Raw genomic sequence first — 23,090 nt, forward strand, 5'->3', positions numbered from 1 at the left:
CCGCCGTAAGTTTTTGCACAGATAGTTGCAATTGCAGCAGTTAAAGTAGTTTTACCATGGTCGACGTGACCAATTGTGCCCACGTTTACGTGTGGTTTGTTACGTTCGAACTTAGCCTTAGCCATGAGATCTTCCTTATTAAAATACTTATGGAGGGTTAGCTCCATAAGTGATTTTGGTTTTTAACTATGAATTAGTTTGGGCTTATAGTAATCGAAAGATTACTCGTCGTCACCTTTTTTACCACCAGTTTGGAATTTAGAAATGATGCCTTCAGCCACGTTACGTGGAGTCTCAGCATATTTAGAGAATTCCATAGAGTAAGTCGCACGACCTTGAGACATAGAACGCATTTGAGTCGCGTAACCAAACATCTCAGCCAATGGAACTTCAGCACGGATTGCTTTAGTACCACCAGGTAAATCGTCCATACCCTGAACCATACCACGACGACGGTTTAAGTCACCCATGATATCGCCCATGTAGTCTTCTGGAGTTTCTACTTCAACTTTCATGATTGGTTCAAGAAGAACAGGATCTGCTTTCATGAAACCGTCACGGAAGGCATAAGAACCTGCCATTTTGAACGATAATTCGTCAGAGTCGACATCGTGGTAAGAACCGTCGAACAATGTAGCTTTAATGCCCACAACTGGGTAACCAGCCAAGACACCATTCTTCATACGTTCTTGAATACCTTTATCAACCGCACCGAAGAATTCTTTAGGTACTACACCACCTACAACTTCTTCAGCGAATTCGTATTCTTTACCAGCGTCAGTATCCATCGGCTCTAAACGTACATATACGTGACCGAATTTACCTTTACCACCAGTTTGACGTACGAACTTACCTTCTTGCTCAACAGTCTTCTTGATTGTTTCGCGGTAAGCTACCATTGGTTTACCAATGTTTGCTTCAACGTTGAATTCACGTTTCATACGGTCAACGATGATGTCAAGGTGAAGCTCACCCATACCAGCAATAATGGTTTGACCAGATTCTTCATCTGTGCGTACACGGAACGATGGATCTTCTTTTGCCAAACGGCCAAGAGCGATAGACATTTTCTCTTGGTCAGCTTTAGTCTTAGGCTCTACAGCTAAAGAAATTACTGGCTCAGGGAATTCCATACGTTCAAGAGTGATGATTGCTTTTTCATCACATAGTGTATCACCAGTAGTAACGTCTTTAAGACCTACACATGCAGCGATATCACCCGCGCGGATTTCATCAACGTCTTGACGTTCGTTAGCGTGCATTTGCACGATACGACCGATACGTTCACGTTTAGATTTCACTGGGTTATATACCGGGTCGCCTTGTTTAAGCACACCAGAATATACACGTACGAATGTCAAGTTACCTACGAATTTGTCGTTCATGATTTTGAACGCAAGAGCAGAGAACGGAGCATCGTCAGACGCTTCACGAGTTGCTTTAGTCTCGTCTTTGTCGTCAAGGATACCTTCGATCGCTTTAACTTCAGTCGGAGATGGCAAGAATTCAATTACTGCGTCCAACATACGTTGAACACCTTTGTTTTTGAACGCTGTACCGCAAAGCATTGGTTGAATTTCACAAGCCAAAGTTTGAGTACGTAAACCAGCAACGATATCTTCTTTAGAAAGATCACCGTTCTCCAGGTATTTGTCCATCAACTCTTCAGATGCTTCAGCCGCAGCTTCAACCATGTTGGTACGCCATTCTTCGGCAGTATCAAGAAGGTCAGCAGGGATTTCACCGTACTCGAACTTCATACCTTGAGAAGCTTCATCCCAGATGATCGCTTTCATTTCGATCAAGTCAATTACGCCTTGGAAGTTTTCTTCAGCGCCAACAGGGATTACAACTGGTACAGGGTGTGCACCCAGACGAGTTTTCATTTGTTCAACAACACGGAAGAAGTTGGCACCAGTACGGTCCATCTTGTTCACGAATGCTAAACGAGGAACTTGGTATTTGTTCGCTTGACGCCATACAGTTTCAGACTGAGGTTGTACACCACCTACAGCACAGTAAACCATACATGCACCATCAAGAACACGCATAGAACGTTCAACTTCGATTGTGAAGTCAACGTGTCCCGGGGTATCAATTACGTTGATACGGTGTTCAGGGAACTGCTTAGACATACCTGACCAGAATGTAGTAGTCGCAGCTGAAGTGATGGTAATACCACGTTCCTGCTCTTGTTCCATCCAGTCCATTGTTGCTGCACCATCATGTACTTCACCAATTTTGTGAGATACACCTGTGTAGAACAAGATACGTTCTGTAGTTGTGGTTTTACCCGCATCAATGTGCGCAGAAATACCAATATTACGATAACGAGAAATTGGGGTTTGACGAGCCATGATTTCTTGCATTCCTAAATTTGTTGTTTAAAACAGGACGCTTTAAGCCGCTTGGCAGCTTAAAGCGATTCGATGACAAAGCAGTGAAAACTGGCTCATCACCCTCCTGAATAGGGGCTGTTTTAACCGCTTAGAAGCGATAGTGAGAGAAGGCTTTGTTGGCTTCAGCCATACGGTGCACATCTTCACGTTTTTTGACTGCAGCGCCTTTACCTTCAGATGCATCAAGCAACTCGCCAGCAAGACGTAAAGCCATAGTTTTTTCAGAACGCTTAGCAGCAGCATCTACCAACCAACGCATAGCTAGGGCAGTACGACGGGATGGGCGTACTTCCATAGGCACTTGATAAGTAGCACCACCAACACGGCGTGCTTTTACTTCGACCATAGGACGAACTTTTTCAAGAGTAGTCTCGAAAAATTCAACTGGGTCTACTTTAGATTTTTCTTGAACGCGGTCTAAAGCACCGTAAACGATACTTTCAGCAATAGATTTTTTACCATCTTGCATTACGTGGTTCATGAATTTAGCGATTGTTTGACTGCCGAACTTAGGATCCGGAAGGATTTCACGGGCAGCGACTACGCGACGTCTTGGCATTTTAATACACCTATAAATATGACACTTCAGGTTTATCCAGCATGAGTACAAAGTGTCATGTACATTCGCTGGCCTTACTACACGTCGCTTGAATTTCACAAATTTAAATGCAGAAATCAGACAAGCGAGACGATAAAGGATTGCGGTTCTACGTTCTTAAAAAGCTAATCTAAAAAGATTATTTCTTAGGACGTTTAGTACCGTATTTAGAACGAGACTGGTTACGATCTTTAACACCAGCGCAGTCTAAAGAACCACGAACGGTATGGTAACGTACACCTGGTAAGTCTTTAACACGACCACCACGGATAAGCACAACGCTGTGCTCTTGCAGGTTATGGCCTTCACCACCGATGTAGCTTGATACTTCAAAACCAGAAGTTAAGCGAACACGGCAAACTTTACGCATTGCTGAGTTAGGTTTTTTAGGTGTAGTTGTGTAAACACGTGTACAAACACCACGACGTTGTGGACAAGCCTTCAACGCAGGAACTTTTGATTTTTCAATCAAAGTCGTACGACCCTTACGGATCAACTGATTTGTTGTTGCCATTTGGCAATTCTCCCGTTAATAAAAAGCCTCAAAAAAATACCACTTTTTGAGGGCACACAATTGTAAGCGAAGATAGAAAAATGGTCAATATTCGAGGCCATGTCAAATATTAACCACTTCCTTATATATAGGTCAGTAGATGCGTTTTTTAAAGACTCTAGCCCAGGCTTTTACACCTTCTATTTTGTAACTTTTTTCTTGACGGGCTTAGGTGCTTCATTTTGTTCAGATTGGGAAGCGGCAAGCTGTTCACTGCCCGCGTCAATTTCTTGAACATCTGCCTGAGCATAGTCACCTGTTTCCGGTTCATCTAGCGTAATGGCCGGTTTTTGCGGCTCAACCTGAGCATGCGGTTCAACCATGTGTTCAGCCAAATATTCTAATCCCTGTTCTACTCGCTCACTTTTACGCTCGTCATCCGCGATGGCATCCTCGGCTTTCTTTTTAATGGTCACTTTGGCAATAGAACCATGCCCTTCCACTTCAATGTCCTGATTCAGTTTAAGCTCGCCGGAATTCAACTCGTCTTTAGTAAAGGGGTTTAGTAACCTTGGCGCTGCCTGTGCCAACAGCTCCAGGGATTTTTCATAAGCCGCAATAGGAGACAATTCCGCTCCTTGATGCTGCTGCAAATAGCTTCTGGCATGGGAAAAGATTTGCTGGGCTTTCTGGTTGACATCTTCCACCAGTTTCCAGCTATAGGCTGCACCTATACCTGCTCCGGCAACCGGCGTCAATTTACTGATCAAAGAAACTTTTGGAAGATGATTCAACCAGTTCCATTTCATTTCGCCATTTTCATTGACCAGCCATTTTTTTAGTGGCTCACTGTCATTGCTGGAACCCAGCATGTTTTGCAATTGGGCGGTATCATTGGTTTGCAGCATATTGGACACGATTTTGAGTGCCATCAATACACTTTGTTTTTCAGCAATCTGACCCAAGTCGATTTGTTTAAACACAAACTGGACAATATCCTGTTCGGTGTCTTTATTCAGTTCAAAGCCATAAGCACGCCCGACCTGATAAATCATGCGCAAGGACATCAGCAGCGACAAAGGCACGTCAATCGCTGAACCGACTACGCCTGTGGCACCCGTAACTGCACCCTGTATAGAAGCAAGCCATTTGTTTTGTTCTGCCAATGCCTGACTCAGCCGTTTGGAACGGTCGACATCTTGAGTCAGTTCCTGTAAATCTTTTGCTCCGGCCTGATCCAATACAGTATCTACAGAACTCAGATTTGAAGTGAACTGATTTAAATGGTCAAAAAAATAGTCCGAAACCTTGTCTGAAAAATCTGGCGAAACAAAATTCGCCACACGATTGACCTTGCTGTACTGACGACCCAGCAATTGCCTTGAGACATTGGGTAAATACTCACGTATCACTTGTTGAGGATTATCATATTTTCTGGATTCAAATACGCTTTGAGAACGGGCACTTCCCTCAATGACATGGCCATTGCTCAAGCCTCCTGAGGCCTTGCCTGCATGCTCGGCAGCTGCATGACTCAGTACATTCATTCCTGTTGCACTGATCTTTTTAGCCACTCCCAAAGCATTCGAGAAGAATCCACCTGAATGTTTATTATTGGTATTTGCCATTCTTTTACCCTCATCTTCTATTCTTACAATTATTGATAAATACTAGGTGTAGTCTAAGTTTATCTCAATACGAATGTGTATCTTTTAGTTAATTATTCCGCGTAAACATTACAGATACATACTGCCGAAATAGGCATAATATTTGCCATAAGAATTCAAAAACCTTTCTGCTATCATGAATGCAACCGAAAGACATGAGTAATGCGCTGGATTAAGGTTTTTACTTTTCTTCCTGAATCAGCTGCCTTTACTCAAAATATCACCATATAAGGGATCTGTAGATGAAGCGTGTTGTAATCACTGGTATGGGTATCAACTCATGCATTGGTAATTCTTTAGAAGATGTCACTCATTCTTTACAAAACGGGATTTCTGGAACACGTTTTAACCCGACTTATGCAGAATTAAACTTTAAGAGCCATGTCAGTGCAGCTGCTGATCAAGATTTTGACCATATTGACCGCAAATTGAAACGCTTCATGGGCGTATGTGCCATGTATGCCTACAACTCGGCGCTTGCTGCAGTAGAACATGCAGGTTTAAGCGTTGAAGATTTGGCCGGCAACCCGCGTTACGGGATTTCTGGCGGCTCAGGTGGCGGTTCAACTGCTTCCGTGATTGAAATGAACGAATTATTGCACACCAAAGGTGCGCGTAAAGTCGGTCCTTTCTTTGTTCCACGTAACATGACCAACACCATTACCGCAAACGTAGGTGTGGCATTCAAATTACAGGGTGTGGCGCATACAATTACCAGCGCATGTGCAACTTCTGCCGATGCCATTGGTTATGCTTATAACCTGATTCAGTTGGGCAAACAGGATTTAATGCTTGCCGGTGGTGGTGAAGAAGATCACTGGTCTCAAAGCTTGCTGTTTGATGCCATGGGTGCACTTTGCTCTAAATACAATGACACACCAGAAACAGCGTCTCGCCCATATTCAGCTGACCGTGACGGTTTTGTGATTGCCGGTGGTGGCGGTTTTGTGGTGCTTGAGTCACTGGAACATGCACAAGCTCGCGGTGCGAAAATTTTAGCTGAAGTGGTGGGTTATGCTGCCAACTCTGATGGTGCAGACATGGTGGCTCCAAGCGGTGAAGGCGCAACACGCTGTATCCTGATGGCCCTTGAAGAAGCGAAACAGCATGGCGTGGACAAGATTGACTATGTGAACACGCATGGTACGTCAACGCCAGCAGGCGACGTGACTGAACTGAAAGCGATGGAACGCGCATTCGGTGAAGGTCAGGTTCCGCCTATCAGCTCAACCAAGTCTATGACCGGTCACAGCCTGGGTGCTGCGGGTGTGCATGAAGCCATTTACTCTGTCTTGATGATGCAAAACGACTTTATTGCGCCAAACATCAACGTGACTGAACTGGATGAAGGTGCAAAACCGTTTGATATCGTACTTGAAAAACGTGACGCAAAATTGAATACTGTAATGAGTAACAGTTTTGGTTTTGGCGGTGTAAATGCCTGTCTTGTTTTCAAAAAATGGGAAGGCTAAGCTAAGAAGTGTTGATCATTCAGCCATGGATGATCAACTTCTGCCACACTGCCCTTAAAAGGGTGAATGGATGGATGCTCCTTCTGATGCTTTCTTGTGGGTAAAAGCATTACATATTATTGCAGTTGTTTGCTGGTTTGCGGCATTGTTCTACCTGCCACGTTTGTACGTTTATCATGCCATGAGTGAAGATGTGTTGAGTCACCAGCGTTTTGAAGTCATGGAACGTAAGCTGTACCGCGGCATCATGTGGCCCTCAATGGTTGCAACACTCATCACCGCGCACTTTCTGGTCGATTGGGGTGATGCAACGCGTCATTACCATGATGCACTGTGGTTTTACCTGAAAGTCGGACTGGTCGGATTATTGGTGATTTACCACTTTGTTTGTGGTTATTACCGTAAAAAACTGATCGGCAATGCGCATTACAAATCACACAAGTTCTGGCGCTTCTTTAATGAAATGCCAACGCTGATTTTATTTGCCGTAGTCATTCTAGTGGTGGTGAAACCCATCTTCTAAGCATCAAAAAAGCCCTCAATCGAGGGCTTTTTTACATCTGACAAAAACTTAGTTCAACATTTCCTGATTGCGTTTCATCAGCATCTCCTGATGACGTTTACGCATCCGCGGTTTATACAGGAGCTGATAGGTCACGGCCAAAATAATCAGCCAAAGCGGACTGATCATCAGGGCACGCAAGGTATCGGCTTCCAGACTTAAAATAATCAAAGTAAAGAATAAAAACACCAGTACCACATACGACATCCATATTCCGCCCGGCATTTTAAAAGTGGACTTGGCATGCAGTTCTGGACGCAGTTTACGGTAACGGATATAGCACACCATGATGATGCTCCAGATACTGATAAACAAAATCACGCACAGCGAGCTTGCTAAGGTAAAGGCTTCAACCGTATTCGGTACAAAGTATTGTAATGCTGCACCCGCCATAATAAAGGCGCAAGAGAACAATAAACCTTTGGCAGGTACGGCACGCTTGGACAATTGCGCCAGGTTTTGCGGAGCCTGCCCTTCCCGCGCCAAGCCAAACAGCATACGCGACGTTGAAAATACACCGCTGTTCATGGAGGACATGACCGATGACAGCACCACCAGGTTCATGATAATCGCTGCTGCACCAATGCCTGCATGCATGAACAGCGACACAAAGGGACTTTGATCCGCAGGAATCTGGTTCCATGGGGTCACCGACATCACAATGAACAGCGACAATACATAAAACAGAATAATCCGGGTCGGAATGGCATTCACTGCCTTTGGCAAGTTCTTTTCAGGGTCTTGGGTTTCTGCCGCCATGGTTCCGATCAGTTCCACACCCACAAAAGCAAACAAGGCAATCTGGAAACCTGCCAGGAAACCGCTGCCACCTTGCGGGAACATGCCGCCATGCGACCAGACATTGCTAAAGCTGGCCAGCGAGCCACCCGGTGCATGAAAATGGTTAAACACCATAAATCCGCCAATACCAATCAACCCCAAAATGGCCAAAATCTTGATGAGCGCAAACCAGAATTCAATCTCGCCAAACAGACGTACGGCGAGCATATTAATGCCGAGCACCAGCAACACGCAGGCCACGCTGATCATGGCCTGTCCGGATGGGGTAAAGGCCATACCTTCAGGCAGCCAAAAGCCAAGATAGTTGATGATGGCAGCCAGATCTGCAATGCCGACCAGCACCCAACCGAGCCAGTATGACCAGCCAATATAATAGCCTGCACCCGGACCAATCAGGTCATGCGCCATGTCGATAAAGGATTTGTAGTGCAGGTTAGAGAGTAAAATTTCACCCAATGCGCGCATCAGGAAAAAGAACATGGTACCAATGATCATATAGATCAATAAAATTGAAGGCCCAGCCAGGGAGATGGTTTTGCCTGAGCCCATAAAAAGGCCTGTCCCAATCGCGCCACCAATGGCAATCAGTTGCAGGTGACGGTTGGACAGTTTTCGTTGTAGTTCATGCGATGATGCCTGGGCATCGTCTGCTCGTGGTGTAGTGGTCATAACTGAACATCCTTTTAACATACGATTGCGTGTAAACCATGTGCTTTACATTGCCAGTCATCCCAACCAGCGACATTTACACGCCAGGCAGCACATCGGTCGCAACCGCTTTGCTGCCCTGCGGGAGATTTTTAGGTCAAGGCTGTGCCGCCGTTACAGCAATTTCAATCAGCCAGTCCGGATTGACCAGATCTGCCTGAATGGTGGCACGCGAAGGTGGAGTACAACCTTTCATCCAGTCAATCCAAATGGCATTGACGGTTGAAAAGTCAGCGAGATTTTTTATATAAAGCTGTGCAGACAGCAGTCGGGATTTATCGGTTCCGGCCAAAGCCAGCAGTTCATCAATGGTGGCCAAAATTTCACGGGTCTGACCTGCGATATCATTGCCGGTGTTTTTCGGTACCTGTCCGGAAAGATAAACCACCTGATTAAACACCGTCACGGCGCTCATGACGGCGTTGCTATTAAACTTTTCAATATCGCTATGGGACATCTACATTTCCTTGTATCAATGACTTGAATGAATAATCTGATTTTTTAAAATTTAATCTTGAATAAAATTGACGCGTGCAGTGACAGCACACATCAGCTCATAGCCAATGGTGCCTGAACCTGCCGCCACTTCATCAATACTGAGCACAGTGCCGTGTTTCGATGTACCCCACAGCACCACTTCACTGCTGACTTGGGCACTTGGGAGATGAGACAAATCGACCGCCAGCATGTCCATGCTGACACGACCAACCAAACTGCTGCGTTGACCATCGACTAAAATCGGCGTACCTGTTGCGGTAATACGCTGATAACCATCGGCATAACCGCAAGCTACAATACCAATACGCATCTCGCGTTCAGCAACAAATCTGGAGCCATACCCGACACTATCCCCCGCTTTGAGCTGTTGAACCGCAATAATTTCACTACGCAGGCTCATCGCAGGTTGCAGGTTCCAGTCTTGAATAGAATGGCTTGGATAATCCGGAGAACTGCCGTACAGCATAATGCCGCTACGGATCACATCCGATTGCAACTGCGGATGGCGTAAGATGGCGGCACTGTTACATACGGAACGCGCACCTGGCAGATCCTGAATGACCGCATCGAAGATTTGACACTGATGCTCAATGCCGTCGCGTCCTAGACGCTCACCATCAGCATCCGAGAAATGCATCATATGGGTCAGACGTTGAACTTGAGGCAAGTTTGAAAGCTGCTGCCACACTTGACGATACTGTTCAGGACGGAAACCCAGACGGTTCATGCCGCTGTTCATTTTCAGGTAAACATCAAACCGGGCGGGTCTGGGGAATCGGGCTAACCATTCAATCTGATATTCGCTATGAATGGTGAAACTCAAATTCAGCTCCTCACAGTCAAACAGGTCTTGCTCGGAAAAGATGCCTTCCAGCAACAAGACGGGACCTTTCCAGCCCAGGGCACGAATGCGTTTCGCCTCTACCAAATCAAGCAGTGCAAAACCATCGGCAGATTTGAAAGCTTGATAGACACGCTCAATGCCATGACCATAGGCATTGGCTTTCACCACTGCATAGACCTGGCTATTCGGCATTTTTTGACGTGCAATAGAGAGATTGTGCTGCAGTGACTGACGATGAATCACTGCAGTAATCGGACGTGGCATGTTGTTCTTCCTTGAATCAATATGACCTAAAACAGATTAGGCTGCTGAAGGGTAACGTTGGATCGATAAACCTTCGGTACTGATGTCCGGTTGATGGTTCATGACCAGGTCGCTGATGAGCTTGCCCGAGCCGCAGGCCATAGTCCATCCCAGCGTGCCGTGACCGGTGTTGAGGAACAGGTTTTTAAAACGGGTTGCACCAATAATCGGGGTGGAATCCGGCGTCATTGGACGCAAGCCTGTCCAGAAGGTCGCTTCTGCCAGGTTTCCACCCGGGAATAAATCATTGGTGACCATTTCCAGAGTCGCACGACGGTCCTGATTCAGGCCATGGTTAAAGCCACTCAGTTCAGCCATGCCACCCACCCGGATACGCTGATCAAAACGGGTAATGGCAATCTTGTAAGTCTCATCCAGCACCGTAGACTGCGGTGCAAATGCAGGGTCAACAATTGGAATGGTAAGTGAATAGCCTTTCACCGGATAAACCGGCAAATTCAGGTGCAGTGGTTTTAAGAAGTCACGTGAATAACTGCCAAATGCCAGGACATAACGGTCTGCACTAAGGACTTGGCCATTTACCAGCACACCCTTGATGTCATCGCCTTCAAGCACCAGTTTTTCAACGTTTTGGTTAAATTTAAATTCTACACCCAGCTCTTTGGCCAAGTTTGCAAGCGCATTGGTAAACAGGTAGCAGTCGCCAGTTTCATCATTCGGTAAATGCAGGCCACCGACCAGTTTATCTTTGGCAAATTCCAAAGCAGGTTCCACTTTGGCCAGATCATCTTTGAGCAAAAGTTCATGCTCCACGCCACATTCTTTTAGCACCTGAATGTCACGTTGCACCATGTCCAGTTGCGCTTCATTACGAAAAACTTGCAAGGTGCCTTTAGAACGGTTTTCATAGTGAATGCCGGTTTCTTTACGCAGCTCTCTGAGACAGTCACGGCTATACTCTGCCACCCGGGTCATGCGCTCTTTATTAATGGCATAGCTGTGCGGATTGCAGTTCTTGAGCATCTGCGCCATCCACTGTAATTGCCACATGCTGCCATCCATATTGATGGCAAGCGGTGCATGATGCTGAAACATCCACTTGACTGCTTTAAATGGAATACCTGGAGCTGCCCACGGCGTTGAATAACCCGGCGAAACCTGACCTGCATTGGCAAAACTGGTTTCTTCAGCAGGCCCAGACTGACGGTCCAAGACAGTAACGGTTGCTCCCTGTTGTGCGAGGTAATACGCACTGGCAACCCCGATGACACCACTACCCAAGACAATTACACGCATTGCTTATCCCTAACGCATACTAGTTTATTTCACTAGTATATTTTTTGATTGATAGTTTTTTTCACTATTTTAAGCACTATAATCTAGGTAATTTGATAGTTTTGTCGCGAAAAAATTCTAAAAAAAGGAAAATCATAATGCGTAAATTAGACCGTATAGATCAGCAGATTCTGGATATTTTGCAGCGCGATGGACGGATTGCGATTAGTGAATTGGCATCTCGGGTCAACCTGTCTACCACCCCCTGTTCGGAGCGGGTCAAACGTCTGGAACGCGATGGCATCATCATGGGCTATTATGCGCGGCTGAATCCGCAACTGGTCGATCGCAACCTGTTAGTATTTTTAGAAATTAAACTATCTGCAAAATCGGGCGATGTGTTTGATCAGGTGGCACGTGATTTGGTGGAAATTCCTGAGGTTCTGGAATGTCACCTGATTTCAGGCGAATTTGATTATCTGGTGAAAGCGCGCTTAAAGGAAATGAGTGCCTATCGACGTCTGCTCGGCGACTTACTTAAAAAACTTCCCTCCTCCGCTTCCTCACACAGTTACATTGTAATGGAAGAAGTGAAGGAAAGTTTTTATCTGGATCTGCGTTAATAGTCCCCAAAGCTTGATTCAGGGTAAATACCGAGGAAGTTGCGTACTCATGTTGAGTTAAACAAATTGAAGTAATTCAGCAAAGGTTTTAATCCGCGCTTTAGGTGCAGCTGCTGTCAACTCTTGATCAGAGCCATAACCATACTCGACTGCGATGGTGTCTATCCCATTGCTGCGGGCACCAAAAATATCGTGCTCACGGTCACCCACCATCACACATTCAGCTGGGTTTAAATTTTCCTTTTCAAGGATATAGGCAATCAACTCGCCCTTGTTGGTACGCTCACCATTCAGCTCACTGCCATAGGCATAATTAAAATATTGCAGCAGATCAAAATGTTCTAAAATCTGCTTGGCATAGATTTGAGGTTTTGCCGTAGCCAAATACAAACGGAAGCCCTTTTGCTGCAAGGTTTGCAAAGTTGCAGCCACATCTTCAAAAACATGATTTTCATATAAGCCGGTCACAGCAAAGCGTTCCCGATAGCCCATCAAGGCCTGTTCAGCCAGAACATCATCCACCGGCACATTTAAAATTTTCGCCAAAGAGGCCTGCAAAGGTGGACCAATAATCCAGTCGATGTTGACCTCATCGGCAATTGGATGGCCCACTTTAGCCAGACCATAGCGTGCCGAAGTGGTAATCCCCACTTTGGGATCAGTTAATGTTCCGTCTAAATCAATCAAAATATTCTTAATCACCAACCGACCCTTCAACTTAAATTTTTACTTCACAAATACTATCGAGACTTGGCTCAAAGTTGCCTATACTAACGCAAATTTTGTGATTTAAGGACATCATTGTGCGCCCTACTGTACTTTGCTTTTCTGGTTTAGACCCATCGGGTGGTGCTGGCTTGCAGGCAGATATTGAAGCGATTGGCCAAAGTGGTGCACATGCAGCAATTGCCTGTACTGCGCTGACCATTCAAAACTCGCAGCAGGTGTTTGATTTTGAAGCAACCTCCAAAGAATTATTGCTGGCCCAAGCGCATGCTGTAGTCGGCGATTTACCGATTAAATGTGTGAAATCCGGTATGTTAGGCACCACAGACAATATTGCCGCTTTGGCTGAATTTTTACGTGAACATCCTGAATATCTGTATGTGCTTGATCCGGTACTGGTGGCCAATAGTGGCGGTTCACTGGGCGATCAAGCCACACTGGTCAAAGCCTTTGTGGAACTGATTCCGCTGGCTACTGTACTGACCCCGAACACCGTTGAACTCCGAGCCTTAACTGGCGTGGAAGATATCGACCAGGCTGTAGCAAAACTTTTTGCAATGGGTGCCAAAGCCGTTTTAGTCAAAGGTGGACACGAAGATACCCCGGACTATATCCGCAATGCGCTATACGTAGAGGGTGAACTGGTGTCTGAAACCCGATGTCCTCGCCTGGAAGGCCAATATCACGGTTCAGGCTGTTCGCTGGCCAGCTTTATTGCCGGCCGTTTAGCACAAGGTGACGACTTAAAACAGGCGGTCAACCATGCCGAAACCTGGCTGTTTGGCGTGCTGAAAAAAGCGGAATCCCCGGTGCCGAATGGGCAGAAAATCCCGAAACGTTTTTAAAAATCCATCTGCTGCATAAAAACCTGATGATCAGCCCGCTATTCGGGTTTGATCTTGGTTTTTTTACTTTTTATATTCAAAAAATAAAGCATGTATACATACATGCTTTAACTGAACATTGACCTGATTTAAGCAATCAGAATTAAGTAATCAGGTCTTTAATGGTGGTGCTTGAACCATTATTTTTCACCGATTCAATGCCTTTATCGCGTGACTGCTCGCTTGAGTAAAATTGGCTGGTACCGATGATTTGATGATTTGCTGCTTTTAAATTGAAATAGGGTTTGCCATTTTTTGCTTCCAGACGTTCATAGCGGTTATCTTCAGGACTATTTTTCTGCACTGATTCAATGCCATTTTGTGCAGAAGCTTTGGTCTTGTACAATTCGCTGGTCAGAATCACTTCCCCATTGCCCGCTTTCAAAACAAAGCGATATTGCCCATCGCTCGCCTGACTGACTTCATACCATCCTGCCATATAAAATACCCCTTGTTATTGTAAGAGTTATAAAAGAATAGAATTTATATTGTTTAAATAATATGCTACTTGTATTAAATATAAATGACTTTTTATTTCAAAGAAAGCACATTTTATGATCATAATTTAAATCTAGATTGGTATGATTTATCGCCTTAAATGAATACATTGCGCTATTTTGATCCAGACACTGTTGATAGCCATCGTTCCATGAACTGCAGGCAAGAGAGTAGACTTCTTTCATAATTATTCACACCCTTTTTATTTTTTTCCCATTGGGAGAAATAAAGGAAATTTATAAAAGAAGTCTACTAAATTGCCGGTCTATTCTCTCCCCAGCTTTTGATTAACACCCTGCCCTCCCTTAAACAATTTTTTTAGCGTAAGTAGCTTTCTGCATTTCCAGTATTTCCACACAAATCTGTACACTGACCTGGCTTTGCGCAGGAATGTGCTGTTCAAGGGTGTGCAGGATCACTTGAGCAATTTGCTGTTGTAACTCCAGACTACGTCCAGTCAATAAAGAAACTTTGGCATGCACATAGGCTTGTGAAACATCTCCCAAACCAATGACATAATCATGCTGGCAAATGGCACGGCTTTTGAGATCATTCGCGGCACCGACATAAGCACCCTCAACCAGGGCCTGGTTTAAGGCAAGCAAGAGCGGTTTGGGTTGAAAGTTTTCTACATTGTCGGAATATTCAAGATGGATATGCGGCATAACAAGAACTCTTTAACATGAATGACTAAGGTTATAGCATGCTGGTGCTTTAATCCTAAAATGGCTCTGTCAATGTTTAAGCCATAATGCTTCTGATAAAAACCAATAGTACGATAATTCATGCAGTCACGACTTCATAAAAAAAAGCTCCGGCATATCGCCAGAGCTTTTTGGGTTTTAATGTCGTGAATTAAGCTTTTTTCACAAATTCAGATTTTAATTTCATGGCACCAAAGCCATCCACTTTACAGTCCAGATCATGACCATCGCTTGAGTCCGGTAATAAACGAATGTTCTTCGCCTTGGTTCCCACTTTAATTACCGATGAAGAACCTTTGATTTTCAGATCTTTAATCAGGGTAACCGTATCGCCATTAGCAAGCACATTGCCATTTGCGTCTTTAATAATTGTAGCCTGCTCAGTACTGCTTTCGCCTTCTTTCCATTCATGAGCGCATTCTGGGCAAATCAGCAAATCGCCATCTTCATAAGCATATTCTGAGTTACATTTGGGGCAATTTGGCAAAGACATAAAAAACCTCAAAAGCCTTATTATAACATTTTATAAAGCAATCTTTTGCTAAAACCTTATTTATATTATGGAATAAAATCGCTTATCAGATGCTTTTCAGCTTTCTTCCAAAACCTGTTTAAGTACAATCACATGATTATAGTTTTCACTTTTAGCCGCAGTGATGAGGCTGACTTTTTCTTGTCTGGCCATCTCTCTGATTTGCTGCAACACCTCTGTTTGTAAGCGCAGTTCAGCCCTGTAACGTTGCTGGAATTCGTCCCAATGTTCGGGGTCATGCGCATACCATTTTCGCAGCTCAGTTGACGGCGTGATTTCTTTAGCCCACCAATCAATTTTGGCATCTGCCTTTGTAATGCCCCTGGGCCACAGCCGGTCAACCAGAATCCGTTTGCCGTCTGAAGCTAGAACTTCTGCATAAGCACGTTTAATTTGAATGTTCATCGCACAGTAGCTATTGATCTGGAATTTCAGGAGTAACCAGTAAAGTGAGCAGTTGCAATGACTCCTGCCATCCCAAATAACAGGCTTCCACTGGAATAACTTCAGGAATACCTGATTGGGTAATATGCACTTCGGTTCCCACGGACACTGCTTTGAATTGAATGATCACTTCAATGTTTCCGGGCAAATTGGGATCATCGAACTGGTCGCTATAGCGCAACAATTGGTTGGGTATAATTTCATGATAGATGCCACCAAAGGAATGGCTAGAACCGGTAGAAAAATTGCTAAACGACATTTTATAGGTCCCACCGACTTTGGCATCCAGATGATGAACCTTAGCGGTAAAACCATGGGGTGCCATCCACTTGACCAGAGCATCCGGGTCAATAAATGCCTTAAACACCCGTTCAGGTGGTGCGGTAAATACGCGATGCAGTTTCACTGTATTACTTTCAGTCATTTGCGAACCTCGTCTTATTGTTATTTTTAAAATGCAAGTTGATTGCGGTTATTCTCTGATGCTGCAGGGCTTTGGTCCGATATGAAACAGGGTTTTCAATTCCTTGTTCATAAAACATTTATCAATGTCCCAAAACATTATAGGTCCAGAATAGCAGCATTCAAGCCGATATTTTTATCTAAATATCAAATCCAGTTTTGAATATCTAATCTGGCATGTCATCAATATGATTAGGTTCTGTGCGCGGCTGAGTATTCATATAGTGCCGAAAACAGGATGAACGCTCATACACCTGCATGCGTACCCGCATGATGGAACCTAGAGGCTGGTGTTCTTTTACCCCATGCCATGGATTGAAAGACAGCACGTCATCTGAATAGACCCGACGTGCCGGACTAAAGGTCTGCTGTTTTGGAAAATGTAAAGTCCCGATGACCTGATGCGGTGATTCATCTTCATCCCACAACACGGCGGCATCTTCAACAGGCATACGGTCCAGGTTGGTACATAGCTGAGCACGAATGACATAATCAGCCGTATTACGCTTAAAAAAATCCTGGACCAGATCACGTATACCGGAATCTTCCTGAATTTGCATCGGTATGCCAGTCAGTTGTTTTACCGACTCAGATTCAGGTGCCACACTGATTTTGGCAATATAGTTGCCATAACGTAATGCTGCCATGCTGTGATAGGTTTCCCCGAGTATATGATGCTGGCTACGTGCCAGTCCCTTGATCGTCGCAGATGCCTGCAATCCCGCACGGCTGACCAGATGATCGACCCCACGCATGACACCGCGTAAACCACGCATGACCAGTTCAGGTGCCCTTTCCGCTTCAGTCATAAAAGGCAGCATTTGCATATATTTGCGTACCGTTCCAAAAACCAGTACCGGCATATTGACCATCAGAAAATCCTGATTTTTTCCCTCACTGGAATCTTCTGGCAATAAGCGCTCGCCCGGCACATTTAAAATTTTAAGGGCAAAACCATGCGGCACCGGTGTCTTATCGCTACGCAAATCCCCGGGAGCAGCAGACAGACGGACCATGACATCATAATAGCCCGGATGGGCAAAAATTCCCTGCGCCAAGTGATCGGGCAGGTTTTCAGGAATGGTTAAAATGCCTTTTAAGAAACCGTGGGATTTAGCATGCGCATCGCGAACTGCATGACGATGCTTGTCAAAAACCTCAGTATTGCTTTGGGTCATATAATCTACAATATACTGAATATCTTCTTCTTCATTTTCCTGTTTTTGTTCGACTTCTGGACCATAGGCCACATAATTATTCACTGCCATGCCGTGCTCCTTTCATGCCTTGAAGAGAAATAAACTGTTTTGAAATTTATGTATTAATCTAGCAAGGAGTTTGTTTTACAAAGGAAGTGCTTGGTATACACATTGAAGGTATTTGGTAAATAAAGCAGAAAGATGAAACTAAACTGGCGTGGCTGCAAAGCATCAGTCCATCACATAATTTTTTTAATTTTAAAATCAAATATTTAATTAAATAAATTTAGAAGGTTTAAAATCAATAGAAAGGAATAGAATGCAAAAGCGGCTTGAACAGCTTCTTCTGAGTTTCAGTGGATGGGGTATGATTCTTATAAAATCTTGATATGAAAATGGCCCTAAGCATCTAAATGTTTAAGGCCTTTTTAACAGGTTCGATCCAATTAACTGTACTGGCTCAAACCTGGATCATCCCCCAGCCATTAAAATTTTTTAGGAATAGGGATTAACTTTTGACTTCATTTTCCCAGTCTTCATCTTCATAGACATAAGCCATACAGCCCCAGCCATCATATTCACCGCCATATTGCGTCGCGATTTTAGTGAACCATTCTTCCAGATCGACGATGTCTGAATATTCAGGTTCCATATACACATAAATGGTGATAATCCACTCGACCGTGTCGGCTTCTTCATCTTCAAACAGGCTAATTTTTTGTTCTTCTTTGAGCAGATAAAGTGCACATTTTTGTGCCTGTTCTTCAGTCTGAAAAGCTATGGAAAATTCAATTTCATGCGCTTCAGTCAGGTCGTCGCCATCTTCGGCCATTTGCCAAAGTACATTACCATTTTCATCATCGGGGAATTGGTCAAAATCGCGTGTCATGGAGTGTTTCCTTATTGTAATTAGATATCAGCTATATCATGCCATACAGATTAGCTCAAGTTTGTTTCAGTTTAGCCATTTCACTGTTTAGCTTAACTACAACACTTGTGCTGATAAGTCCCCTTTGTCCTGCCATTTTATTTTCCACAGATCGCTGGTCTTAGCCTTCCACCATCTGCTGCTGCAATTCACCTGGCTCATTCGGTTGCTGTGCCTTGAAGGCTGAAACCAGGGCTGCAAGCTTAAACTCTTCCAGACGTAACTTTAAAAATGATTCATGAATTCGGGCATGGCTGAATGCTGCTCCATAATGATTGATCAGGATAAAATCATCTTGCAACGCCTGAATAAACAGCCCCACCGTGTCATGCTCTAATTGAGATAAATACAGGTCAGCCTTGCTGTTAAACACATGCGTAACCAGAGCGATGGCAGAAAGTCTGCGATTTTCCTCGACATACTCACATTGACCCACCTTGTTTGCTGCAATGGCATTTTTTATTTTTCGGCGGACTTCTGTTAACTGCTGCGCGGCATGAATATCCTCATAGCCTTCAATCAATTGATCCAAAAGGATTTGTGCAGGATACACATATTGAAGGCCATAACCCTGAATCTTGTTTTCCAGTGCTTTTGAAATTGTGGCCAATTTTTCTTGTTCTACTGCCTGATGATAAAAAGCCCCTAATCGTTCTCTGGCCTGGGCTTCCAGGTTAAGCCGGCTATTTTTTTCCAGTTTTTCCAGATAATGTCGAGTGTTTTCAATCTCTGCCTTCATTTTTTCCAGCAGAAACTCTGCTTCAGTTTTAGTGGCTTCGACAAAGCTCTCGACCTGGTTTTTTCGCTCTGCAACGTAATGCTCAGTATCCAAAACGTCTTGATACTGACTCAACTTTTCAACCCGGTTTTTTAGATTGCCGATCTCGATACGACAGGTATTTAATTGATGGTGCAGCGCATCGTTTTGCTGTTCATGCTCTGCCAGATTATTTCGCGTGCGATCCAGATTTACCTGCAAAGATTCCAGAGTGCGCTGTTTTTTTCTTATTTTTATGATTGCCCGATAAAGCAATCCCACCAAAATGAAGGTGGTCAGGATATATAGATAAAGCATTATTATTATCTCAAAATTATTATTTCGAAGAAAGGTGACACATTATTTATTAGTAATATGTTTTTCAATCATTAGAAAAAGGGATATTGTGTGCGATTGGTCGCATTTTTTTATTATTCTTAGATTTTCATCATCATAAATCAGTTGGCCGACAAGAAGAAGTCAACCCTCATAGCATATATGTAACTTATTATTAAAATTATGGGCCTTTGAATAAGTAAAATTAAAAGATATTGATTAAAAAGGAATTTTCACCTTAATTTCAACATCTGCTCCGCTTAAAGGCTGTTTAAAAGCCAGATAGCTGGCATGTAAGGCCATACGTTTTAATGGACTCTGGTAGGGCTCTGGATGATAGAGCTTGTCGCCGGTAATCGGATGGCCGATATACTGCATATGCACCCGCAACTGATGAGAGCGTCCGGTAATCGGGGTCAGCAGTACCCGGCTAATGTCTTCCGCTTCAGAATATTCCAAGGCCTGATACAGCGTTCTGGCGGGTTTTCCCAAGTCAAAATGCACGATTTGACGCGGCCGGTTTTCCCAGTCGGTAATTAATGGCACCTCGACACTCCCCTCGGCTTCGAGCTTGCCTTGAACCAGCGCAATATAGTTTTTTTTGACCGTACGTGCCTGAAACATTTTACTGACCGCCACTTCTGCTTCACGGTGTTTGGCAAACATCAAAATACCGGAAGTTGCCATATCTAAACGGTGAGTAATTTTAGCGTTGGGATAGCGTTCCAATACCCGAAAATAAGCACTGTCATGATGTTCAGGCAAACGTCCCGGAACGGACAACAGCCCTGCCGGTTTTTCAATCACCACCAGGTCTTCATCTTCATAGACGATGGCAAGCGGTTCCTGAGGCGGCATATACACGAAGTTATCGTTGATGGGCATAGCATTACGGCACGTGGGAGAATGCGCGCAAAATAACAATCTCTGCCAGAGCTGTCAATGCTGGACCATCCCGCCAAAATTATGTCTGCTTCGGTTTTTCCAGCGTGGTTTTATAGCTGTCTTTCAGGGTGTCGAGCTGACCATCTAGAAAATGGTTGAGGTAGGCTCTGGCCTGCCCCAGACTGAGCTGTTTAAAAGCCACATAATCCTTGTTTTTTAAAGTGATTAAACCAAACAGGTTCTTTTGCGGAGTAACAATTTCAATATCGCTGTCCAGCTTGAATGCCAGCTGATCGGAGGCCGAATAGGCATTTAAACTGAGGCGCAGGCATTGCTGGGTAGCGGTATCGGTTACGGTAAAACTGGTAATGGCCCCATTCATTTCCAGTTGTGAAACCAGTTGGCGGCGCCAGTTGATTGCATCGAATTGGCTCAATATTTCTGTACTTTCAAATAATCCTAAAGCTTCTGCATCCTGCTCACTCAAGTGCTGTGGATGACGAATTTCCAATTCGTATTTTTTCATTGTTATTGGCTCATGTTGAAATGATCGAATACCATTCTAGCAAGCGTTTTTTCAGCCGACTATTTTGTTTTTTTATGGAAAATTACTTTATATCAAGTGATCAGTATATTTTTGATGATGCAATGCACATTCAGGAGGATAAAATTTGATGCAGGTTAAATAAATGAAAAGAAAAAGAATTGTTATTTTTTATTGTTTATAAAAATTTTGAGGGTGTCAGGGAAAACATCTGTGGTTTACTTCAACCATTATAACTTTGTAAATTATAACCCTATGCCTATAAATTGGTAATCTATAGCGTCCTAAGCCGAATCGAGACCTTGTGGGTAAGTACTGCACTCACGTTGTACGCAACTGGCAGCAATCTGCTCTTTTCGATCCCTTCACACCCTTGAGACATATATTAGCCAAAGGCAGTTGGGATTAATTTCCTAAGATTTTTAATTTTCCATTAATTTTGGTAATTTTTTTCTTTAAATAAATAATTAAAAGAATTTTTTATCATCCACATTAAAATAAAGGTTTTTTATTGCAGAAAAAGCAGGATTATTGGAATTTATCCATAAATCAAAGCACATTTTTCTTGTGCCTTGTTGCCCCATTCAATCAGCCAGATAATAATCAACGGTGGACACCACACGGACTTTCTTTAAATACGGGGTATTGCTGTCGCGATCCTCAATGCTGAACAATCCCTGATTGGCCGCCTTGATTTTGCCTAGACGGCTTTTGGAATCTGCGGCAAATTTTTCTGCCACACTGCGGGCGTTTTGGGTTGCCTGCTCAATCATGGCCGGCTTGATGTCATTTAACTTGGTAAATAAATATTCGGTTCGTTGACCTGAATCATCGCCACCAAAGGCAATGCCCTTTTTACCCAAAGCCACCAGACGGCTTTGTGCCGCCCGCACTGCATCTATTTTATGGGTATAAACGGTAATGGTCTGATGCGCGGTATAACGGAGCGCGACATTGGCATCGCCGCCGTATTGCTGGGCATATTTATCGGTCGTGACAGGAGCTGCCGTAGTAATTTCCTGAGCGCTAAAACCTTCGGTTTTTAAAAACGCCTGAATTTGTTGGGTTTGTATTTCCATAGTGTCATACAGCTGGGTCAGGTCCTGACTGGCCGAGCTAAAACGGATCGGCCATACTGCGACATCGGCTTTCACCTCTCGTTCAGATAGACCTTTGACCGAGACTATACGTTCATACTGCTTGATTTTGACTGCACTACTGCCCAGAATCCATCCCGCAAGAATCATCCCCAGACAAATGAAAGCACCTAAAACCAGTGCGGACTTGAATTGATTCATGCTCCCGAATTCCTCTTTTGCTTATTTTTTATAGCAGTGGTCCTGTTTTATCAGCTTCGAAACCACTGTTTACAGACGATCTATCTATATCGACCTTTCTATATCAACCATTTCAATCCTCCAATCCGGCCTAGGAATTTCGGATCAGATATAAGGCCAGAAATGGCACCAGATTAAGCAATAGAATGCCAATTTTATATACGGCCATACCCCCATAATGAATGGCATCGAAGGTGTGATCGGAAAGCTGGAACCATTTGCCATGCACCTGTTTCATCCAGTTACGGGCAAAAATAAACACCAAAAACCAGATCATTAAGATGATGTAATTTATAAGTAATGAACACAGTAAAAAACGGCTCCAAAAATCATCATTTATCATTTTTATGACCTGACCGGATGCTTGCTTATATATTCTAAATTAGCAGATTTTATGAAGGAAAATGAACAACTGATTTGTATCCGCTTTTTTGCAGTTAAATTTAAAACCATGTATTTGTTTTTAATAATTTTTATAATGTTTTTTAATACTTGTCTTGGCTGGAGAATTTTTTAGGGGGTCAGGGAAAACATACTGTTTTACTTCAACCATTATAACTTTGTAAGTTATAACCTTATGCCTATAAATTGATAATCTATAGCGTCCTAAGCCGAATCGAGACCTTGTGGGTAAGTACTGCACTCACGTT

At 43.8% G+C, this 23,090-nt stretch carries 26 protein-coding genes; 4 read left to right on the forward strand and 22 right to left on the reverse strand.

Going from position 1 to position 23,090, the window contains the following annotated elements:
- From BLP85_RS12225 to BLP85_RS12245, 5 genes are all read right to left on the reverse strand, one after another.
- A partial coding sequence (locus BLP85_RS12225) for a GTP-binding protein (RefSeq protein WP_227508804.1) occupies window positions 1-125 on the reverse strand: 125 nt, incomplete at its 3' end.
- A 96-nt stretch (window positions 126-221) separates the two neighbouring features.
- Window positions 222-2,357, reverse strand: coding sequence for an elongation factor G (fusA, locus tag BLP85_RS12230; protein WP_092820357.1), 2,136 nt, complete (start codon window positions 2,355-2,357; stop codon window positions 222-224).
- Between the two features lie 130 nt (window positions 2,358-2,487).
- Window positions 2,488-2,958, reverse strand: coding sequence for a 30S ribosomal protein S7 (gene rpsG, locus BLP85_RS12235; protein ID WP_092820358.1), 471 nt, complete (start codon window positions 2,956-2,958; stop codon window positions 2,488-2,490).
- 178 nt (window positions 2,959-3,136) lie between these two features.
- On the reverse strand, window positions 3,137-3,511 hold the full coding sequence (gene rpsL, locus BLP85_RS12240) for a 30S ribosomal protein S12 (protein WP_004648013.1): 375 nt from the start codon (window positions 3,509-3,511) through the stop codon (window positions 3,137-3,139).
- Between the two features lie 179 nt (window positions 3,512-3,690).
- Window positions 3,691-5,118, reverse strand: a complete 1,428-nt coding sequence (locus BLP85_RS12245; protein WP_092820359.1) for an EcsC family protein — start codon at window positions 5,116-5,118, stop codon at window positions 3,691-3,693.
- 281 nt (window positions 5,119-5,399) lie between these two features.
- On the opposite strand from BLP85_RS12245, the gene BLP85_RS12250 reads away from it, so the two are divergent.
- Together BLP85_RS12250 and BLP85_RS12255 are read left to right on the forward strand one after the other, a co-directional pair.
- Complete coding sequence (locus tag BLP85_RS12250; protein WP_092820360.1) at window positions 5,400-6,629, forward strand: beta-ketoacyl-ACP synthase II; 1,230 nt, start codon at window positions 5,400-5,402, stop codon at window positions 6,627-6,629.
- 70 nt (window positions 6,630-6,699) lie between these two features.
- Complete coding sequence (locus BLP85_RS12255; protein WP_092820361.1) at window positions 6,700-7,152, forward strand: CopD family protein; 453 nt, start codon at window positions 6,700-6,702, stop codon at window positions 7,150-7,152.
- Window positions 7,153-7,200: 48 nt separating this feature from the next.
- Here the strand turns inward: BLP85_RS12255 and BLP85_RS12260 are convergent, their stop codons facing one another.
- The 4 genes from BLP85_RS12260 to BLP85_RS12275 all read right to left on the reverse strand — a co-directional run bounded on the left by BLP85_RS12260 (window position 7,201) and on the right by BLP85_RS12275 (window position 11,602).
- The gene (locus BLP85_RS12260) at window positions 7,201-8,661 is read right to left on the reverse strand and encodes an amino acid permease (protein WP_092820362.1); all 1,461 of its coding nucleotides are present in this window, start codon (window positions 8,659-8,661) and stop codon (window positions 7,201-7,203) included.
- 136 nt (window positions 8,662-8,797) lie between these two features.
- On the reverse strand, window positions 8,798-9,157 hold the full coding sequence (locus BLP85_RS12265) for a RidA family protein (RefSeq protein WP_213031974.1): 360 nt from the start codon (window positions 9,155-9,157) through the stop codon (window positions 8,798-8,800).
- A gap of 51 nt (window positions 9,158-9,208) precedes the next feature.
- On the reverse strand, window positions 9,209-10,306 hold the full coding sequence (alr, locus tag BLP85_RS12270; RefSeq protein WP_092820363.1) for an alanine racemase: 1,098 nt from the start codon (window positions 10,304-10,306) through the stop codon (window positions 9,209-9,211).
- A gap of 36 nt (window positions 10,307-10,342) precedes the next feature.
- On the reverse strand, window positions 10,343-11,602 hold the full coding sequence (locus tag BLP85_RS12275; protein ID WP_092820364.1) for a D-amino acid dehydrogenase: 1,260 nt from the start codon (window positions 11,600-11,602) through the stop codon (window positions 10,343-10,345).
- A 137-nt stretch (window positions 11,603-11,739) separates the two neighbouring features.
- On the opposite strand from BLP85_RS12275, the gene BLP85_RS12280 reads away from it, so the two are divergent.
- Complete coding sequence (locus BLP85_RS12280) at window positions 11,740-12,204, forward strand: Lrp/AsnC ligand binding domain-containing protein (protein WP_086197651.1); 465 nt, start codon at window positions 11,740-11,742, stop codon at window positions 12,202-12,204.
- Between the two features lie 57 nt (window positions 12,205-12,261).
- Here BLP85_RS12280 and BLP85_RS12285 read toward each other — a convergent pair whose 3' ends face one another.
- Window positions 12,262-12,906, reverse strand: coding sequence for an HAD-IA family hydrolase (locus BLP85_RS12285; RefSeq protein ID WP_092820365.1), 645 nt, complete (start codon window positions 12,904-12,906; stop codon window positions 12,262-12,264).
- A 101-nt stretch (window positions 12,907-13,007) separates the two neighbouring features.
- On the opposite strand from BLP85_RS12285, the gene BLP85_RS12290 reads away from it, so the two are divergent.
- Window positions 13,008-13,775 (forward strand): hydroxymethylpyrimidine/phosphomethylpyrimidine kinase, encoded by a 768-nt coding sequence (locus BLP85_RS12290; protein ID WP_092820366.1) that lies wholly within the window; start codon window positions 13,008-13,010, stop codon window positions 13,773-13,775.
- A 142-nt stretch (window positions 13,776-13,917) separates the two neighbouring features.
- Here BLP85_RS12290 and BLP85_RS12295 read toward each other — a convergent pair whose 3' ends face one another.
- From BLP85_RS12295 to BLP85_RS12350, 12 genes are all read right to left on the reverse strand, one after another.
- Window positions 13,918-14,253, reverse strand: coding sequence for a YegP family protein (locus BLP85_RS12295; protein ID WP_092820367.1), 336 nt, complete (start codon window positions 14,251-14,253; stop codon window positions 13,918-13,920).
- Between the two features lie 364 nt (window positions 14,254-14,617).
- Complete coding sequence (locus BLP85_RS12300; protein WP_092820368.1) at window positions 14,618-14,977, reverse strand: 5-carboxymethyl-2-hydroxymuconate Delta-isomerase; 360 nt, start codon at window positions 14,975-14,977, stop codon at window positions 14,618-14,620.
- Window positions 14,978-15,167: 190 nt separating this feature from the next.
- Window positions 15,168-15,509, reverse strand: a complete 342-nt coding sequence (locus tag BLP85_RS12305) for a zinc ribbon domain-containing protein YjdM (RefSeq protein WP_092820369.1) — start codon at window positions 15,507-15,509, stop codon at window positions 15,168-15,170.
- A 96-nt stretch (window positions 15,510-15,605) separates the two neighbouring features.
- Entirely contained in the window at window positions 15,606-15,953 is a 348-nt protein-coding gene (locus BLP85_RS12310) for a DUF488 domain-containing protein (protein ID WP_092820370.1), read from the reverse strand.
- A gap of 10 nt (window positions 15,954-15,963) precedes the next feature.
- Entirely contained in the window at window positions 15,964-16,416 is a 453-nt protein-coding gene (locus tag BLP85_RS12315; protein ID WP_092820371.1) for an SRPBCC family protein, read from the reverse strand.
- A gap of 205 nt (window positions 16,417-16,621) precedes the next feature.
- Window positions 16,622-17,722 (reverse strand): catalase family protein, encoded by a 1,101-nt coding sequence (locus BLP85_RS12320; protein ID WP_092820372.1) that lies wholly within the window; start codon window positions 17,720-17,722, stop codon window positions 16,622-16,624.
- A gap of 439 nt (window positions 17,723-18,161) precedes the next feature.
- Window positions 18,162-18,542, reverse strand: coding sequence for a ribonuclease E inhibitor RraB (locus tag BLP85_RS12325; protein ID WP_092820373.1), 381 nt, complete (start codon window positions 18,540-18,542; stop codon window positions 18,162-18,164).
- A gap of 160 nt (window positions 18,543-18,702) precedes the next feature.
- A complete protein-coding gene (locus BLP85_RS12330) occupies window positions 18,703-19,656 on the reverse strand; it encodes a DUF5660 family protein (protein WP_092820374.1) in 954 nt (317 codons plus the stop codon).
- A 237-nt stretch (window positions 19,657-19,893) separates the two neighbouring features.
- A complete protein-coding gene (locus BLP85_RS12335; RefSeq protein WP_092820375.1) occupies window positions 19,894-20,559 on the reverse strand; it encodes an RluA family pseudouridine synthase in 666 nt (221 codons plus the stop codon).
- 79 nt (window positions 20,560-20,638) lie between these two features.
- The gene (locus tag BLP85_RS12340; protein WP_092820376.1) at window positions 20,639-21,085 is read right to left on the reverse strand and encodes a hypothetical protein; all 447 of its coding nucleotides are present in this window, start codon (window positions 21,083-21,085) and stop codon (window positions 20,639-20,641) included.
- A gap of 602 nt (window positions 21,086-21,687) precedes the next feature.
- On the reverse strand, window positions 21,688-22,401 hold the full coding sequence (locus tag BLP85_RS12345; protein ID WP_092820377.1) for an SIMPL domain-containing protein: 714 nt from the start codon (window positions 22,399-22,401) through the stop codon (window positions 21,688-21,690).
- A 130-nt stretch (window positions 22,402-22,531) separates the two neighbouring features.
- Window positions 22,532-22,780, reverse strand: a complete 249-nt coding sequence (locus tag BLP85_RS12350; RefSeq protein WP_092820435.1) for a DUF6868 family protein — start codon at window positions 22,778-22,780, stop codon at window positions 22,532-22,534.
- Between the last annotated feature and the right edge of the window lie 310 nt (window positions 22,781-23,090).

It is taken from the genome of Acinetobacter kookii (assembly GCF_900096895.1).
In the GTDB taxonomy this organism is placed as follows: Bacteria; Pseudomonadota; Gammaproteobacteria; order Pseudomonadales; family Moraxellaceae; genus Acinetobacter; species Acinetobacter kookii.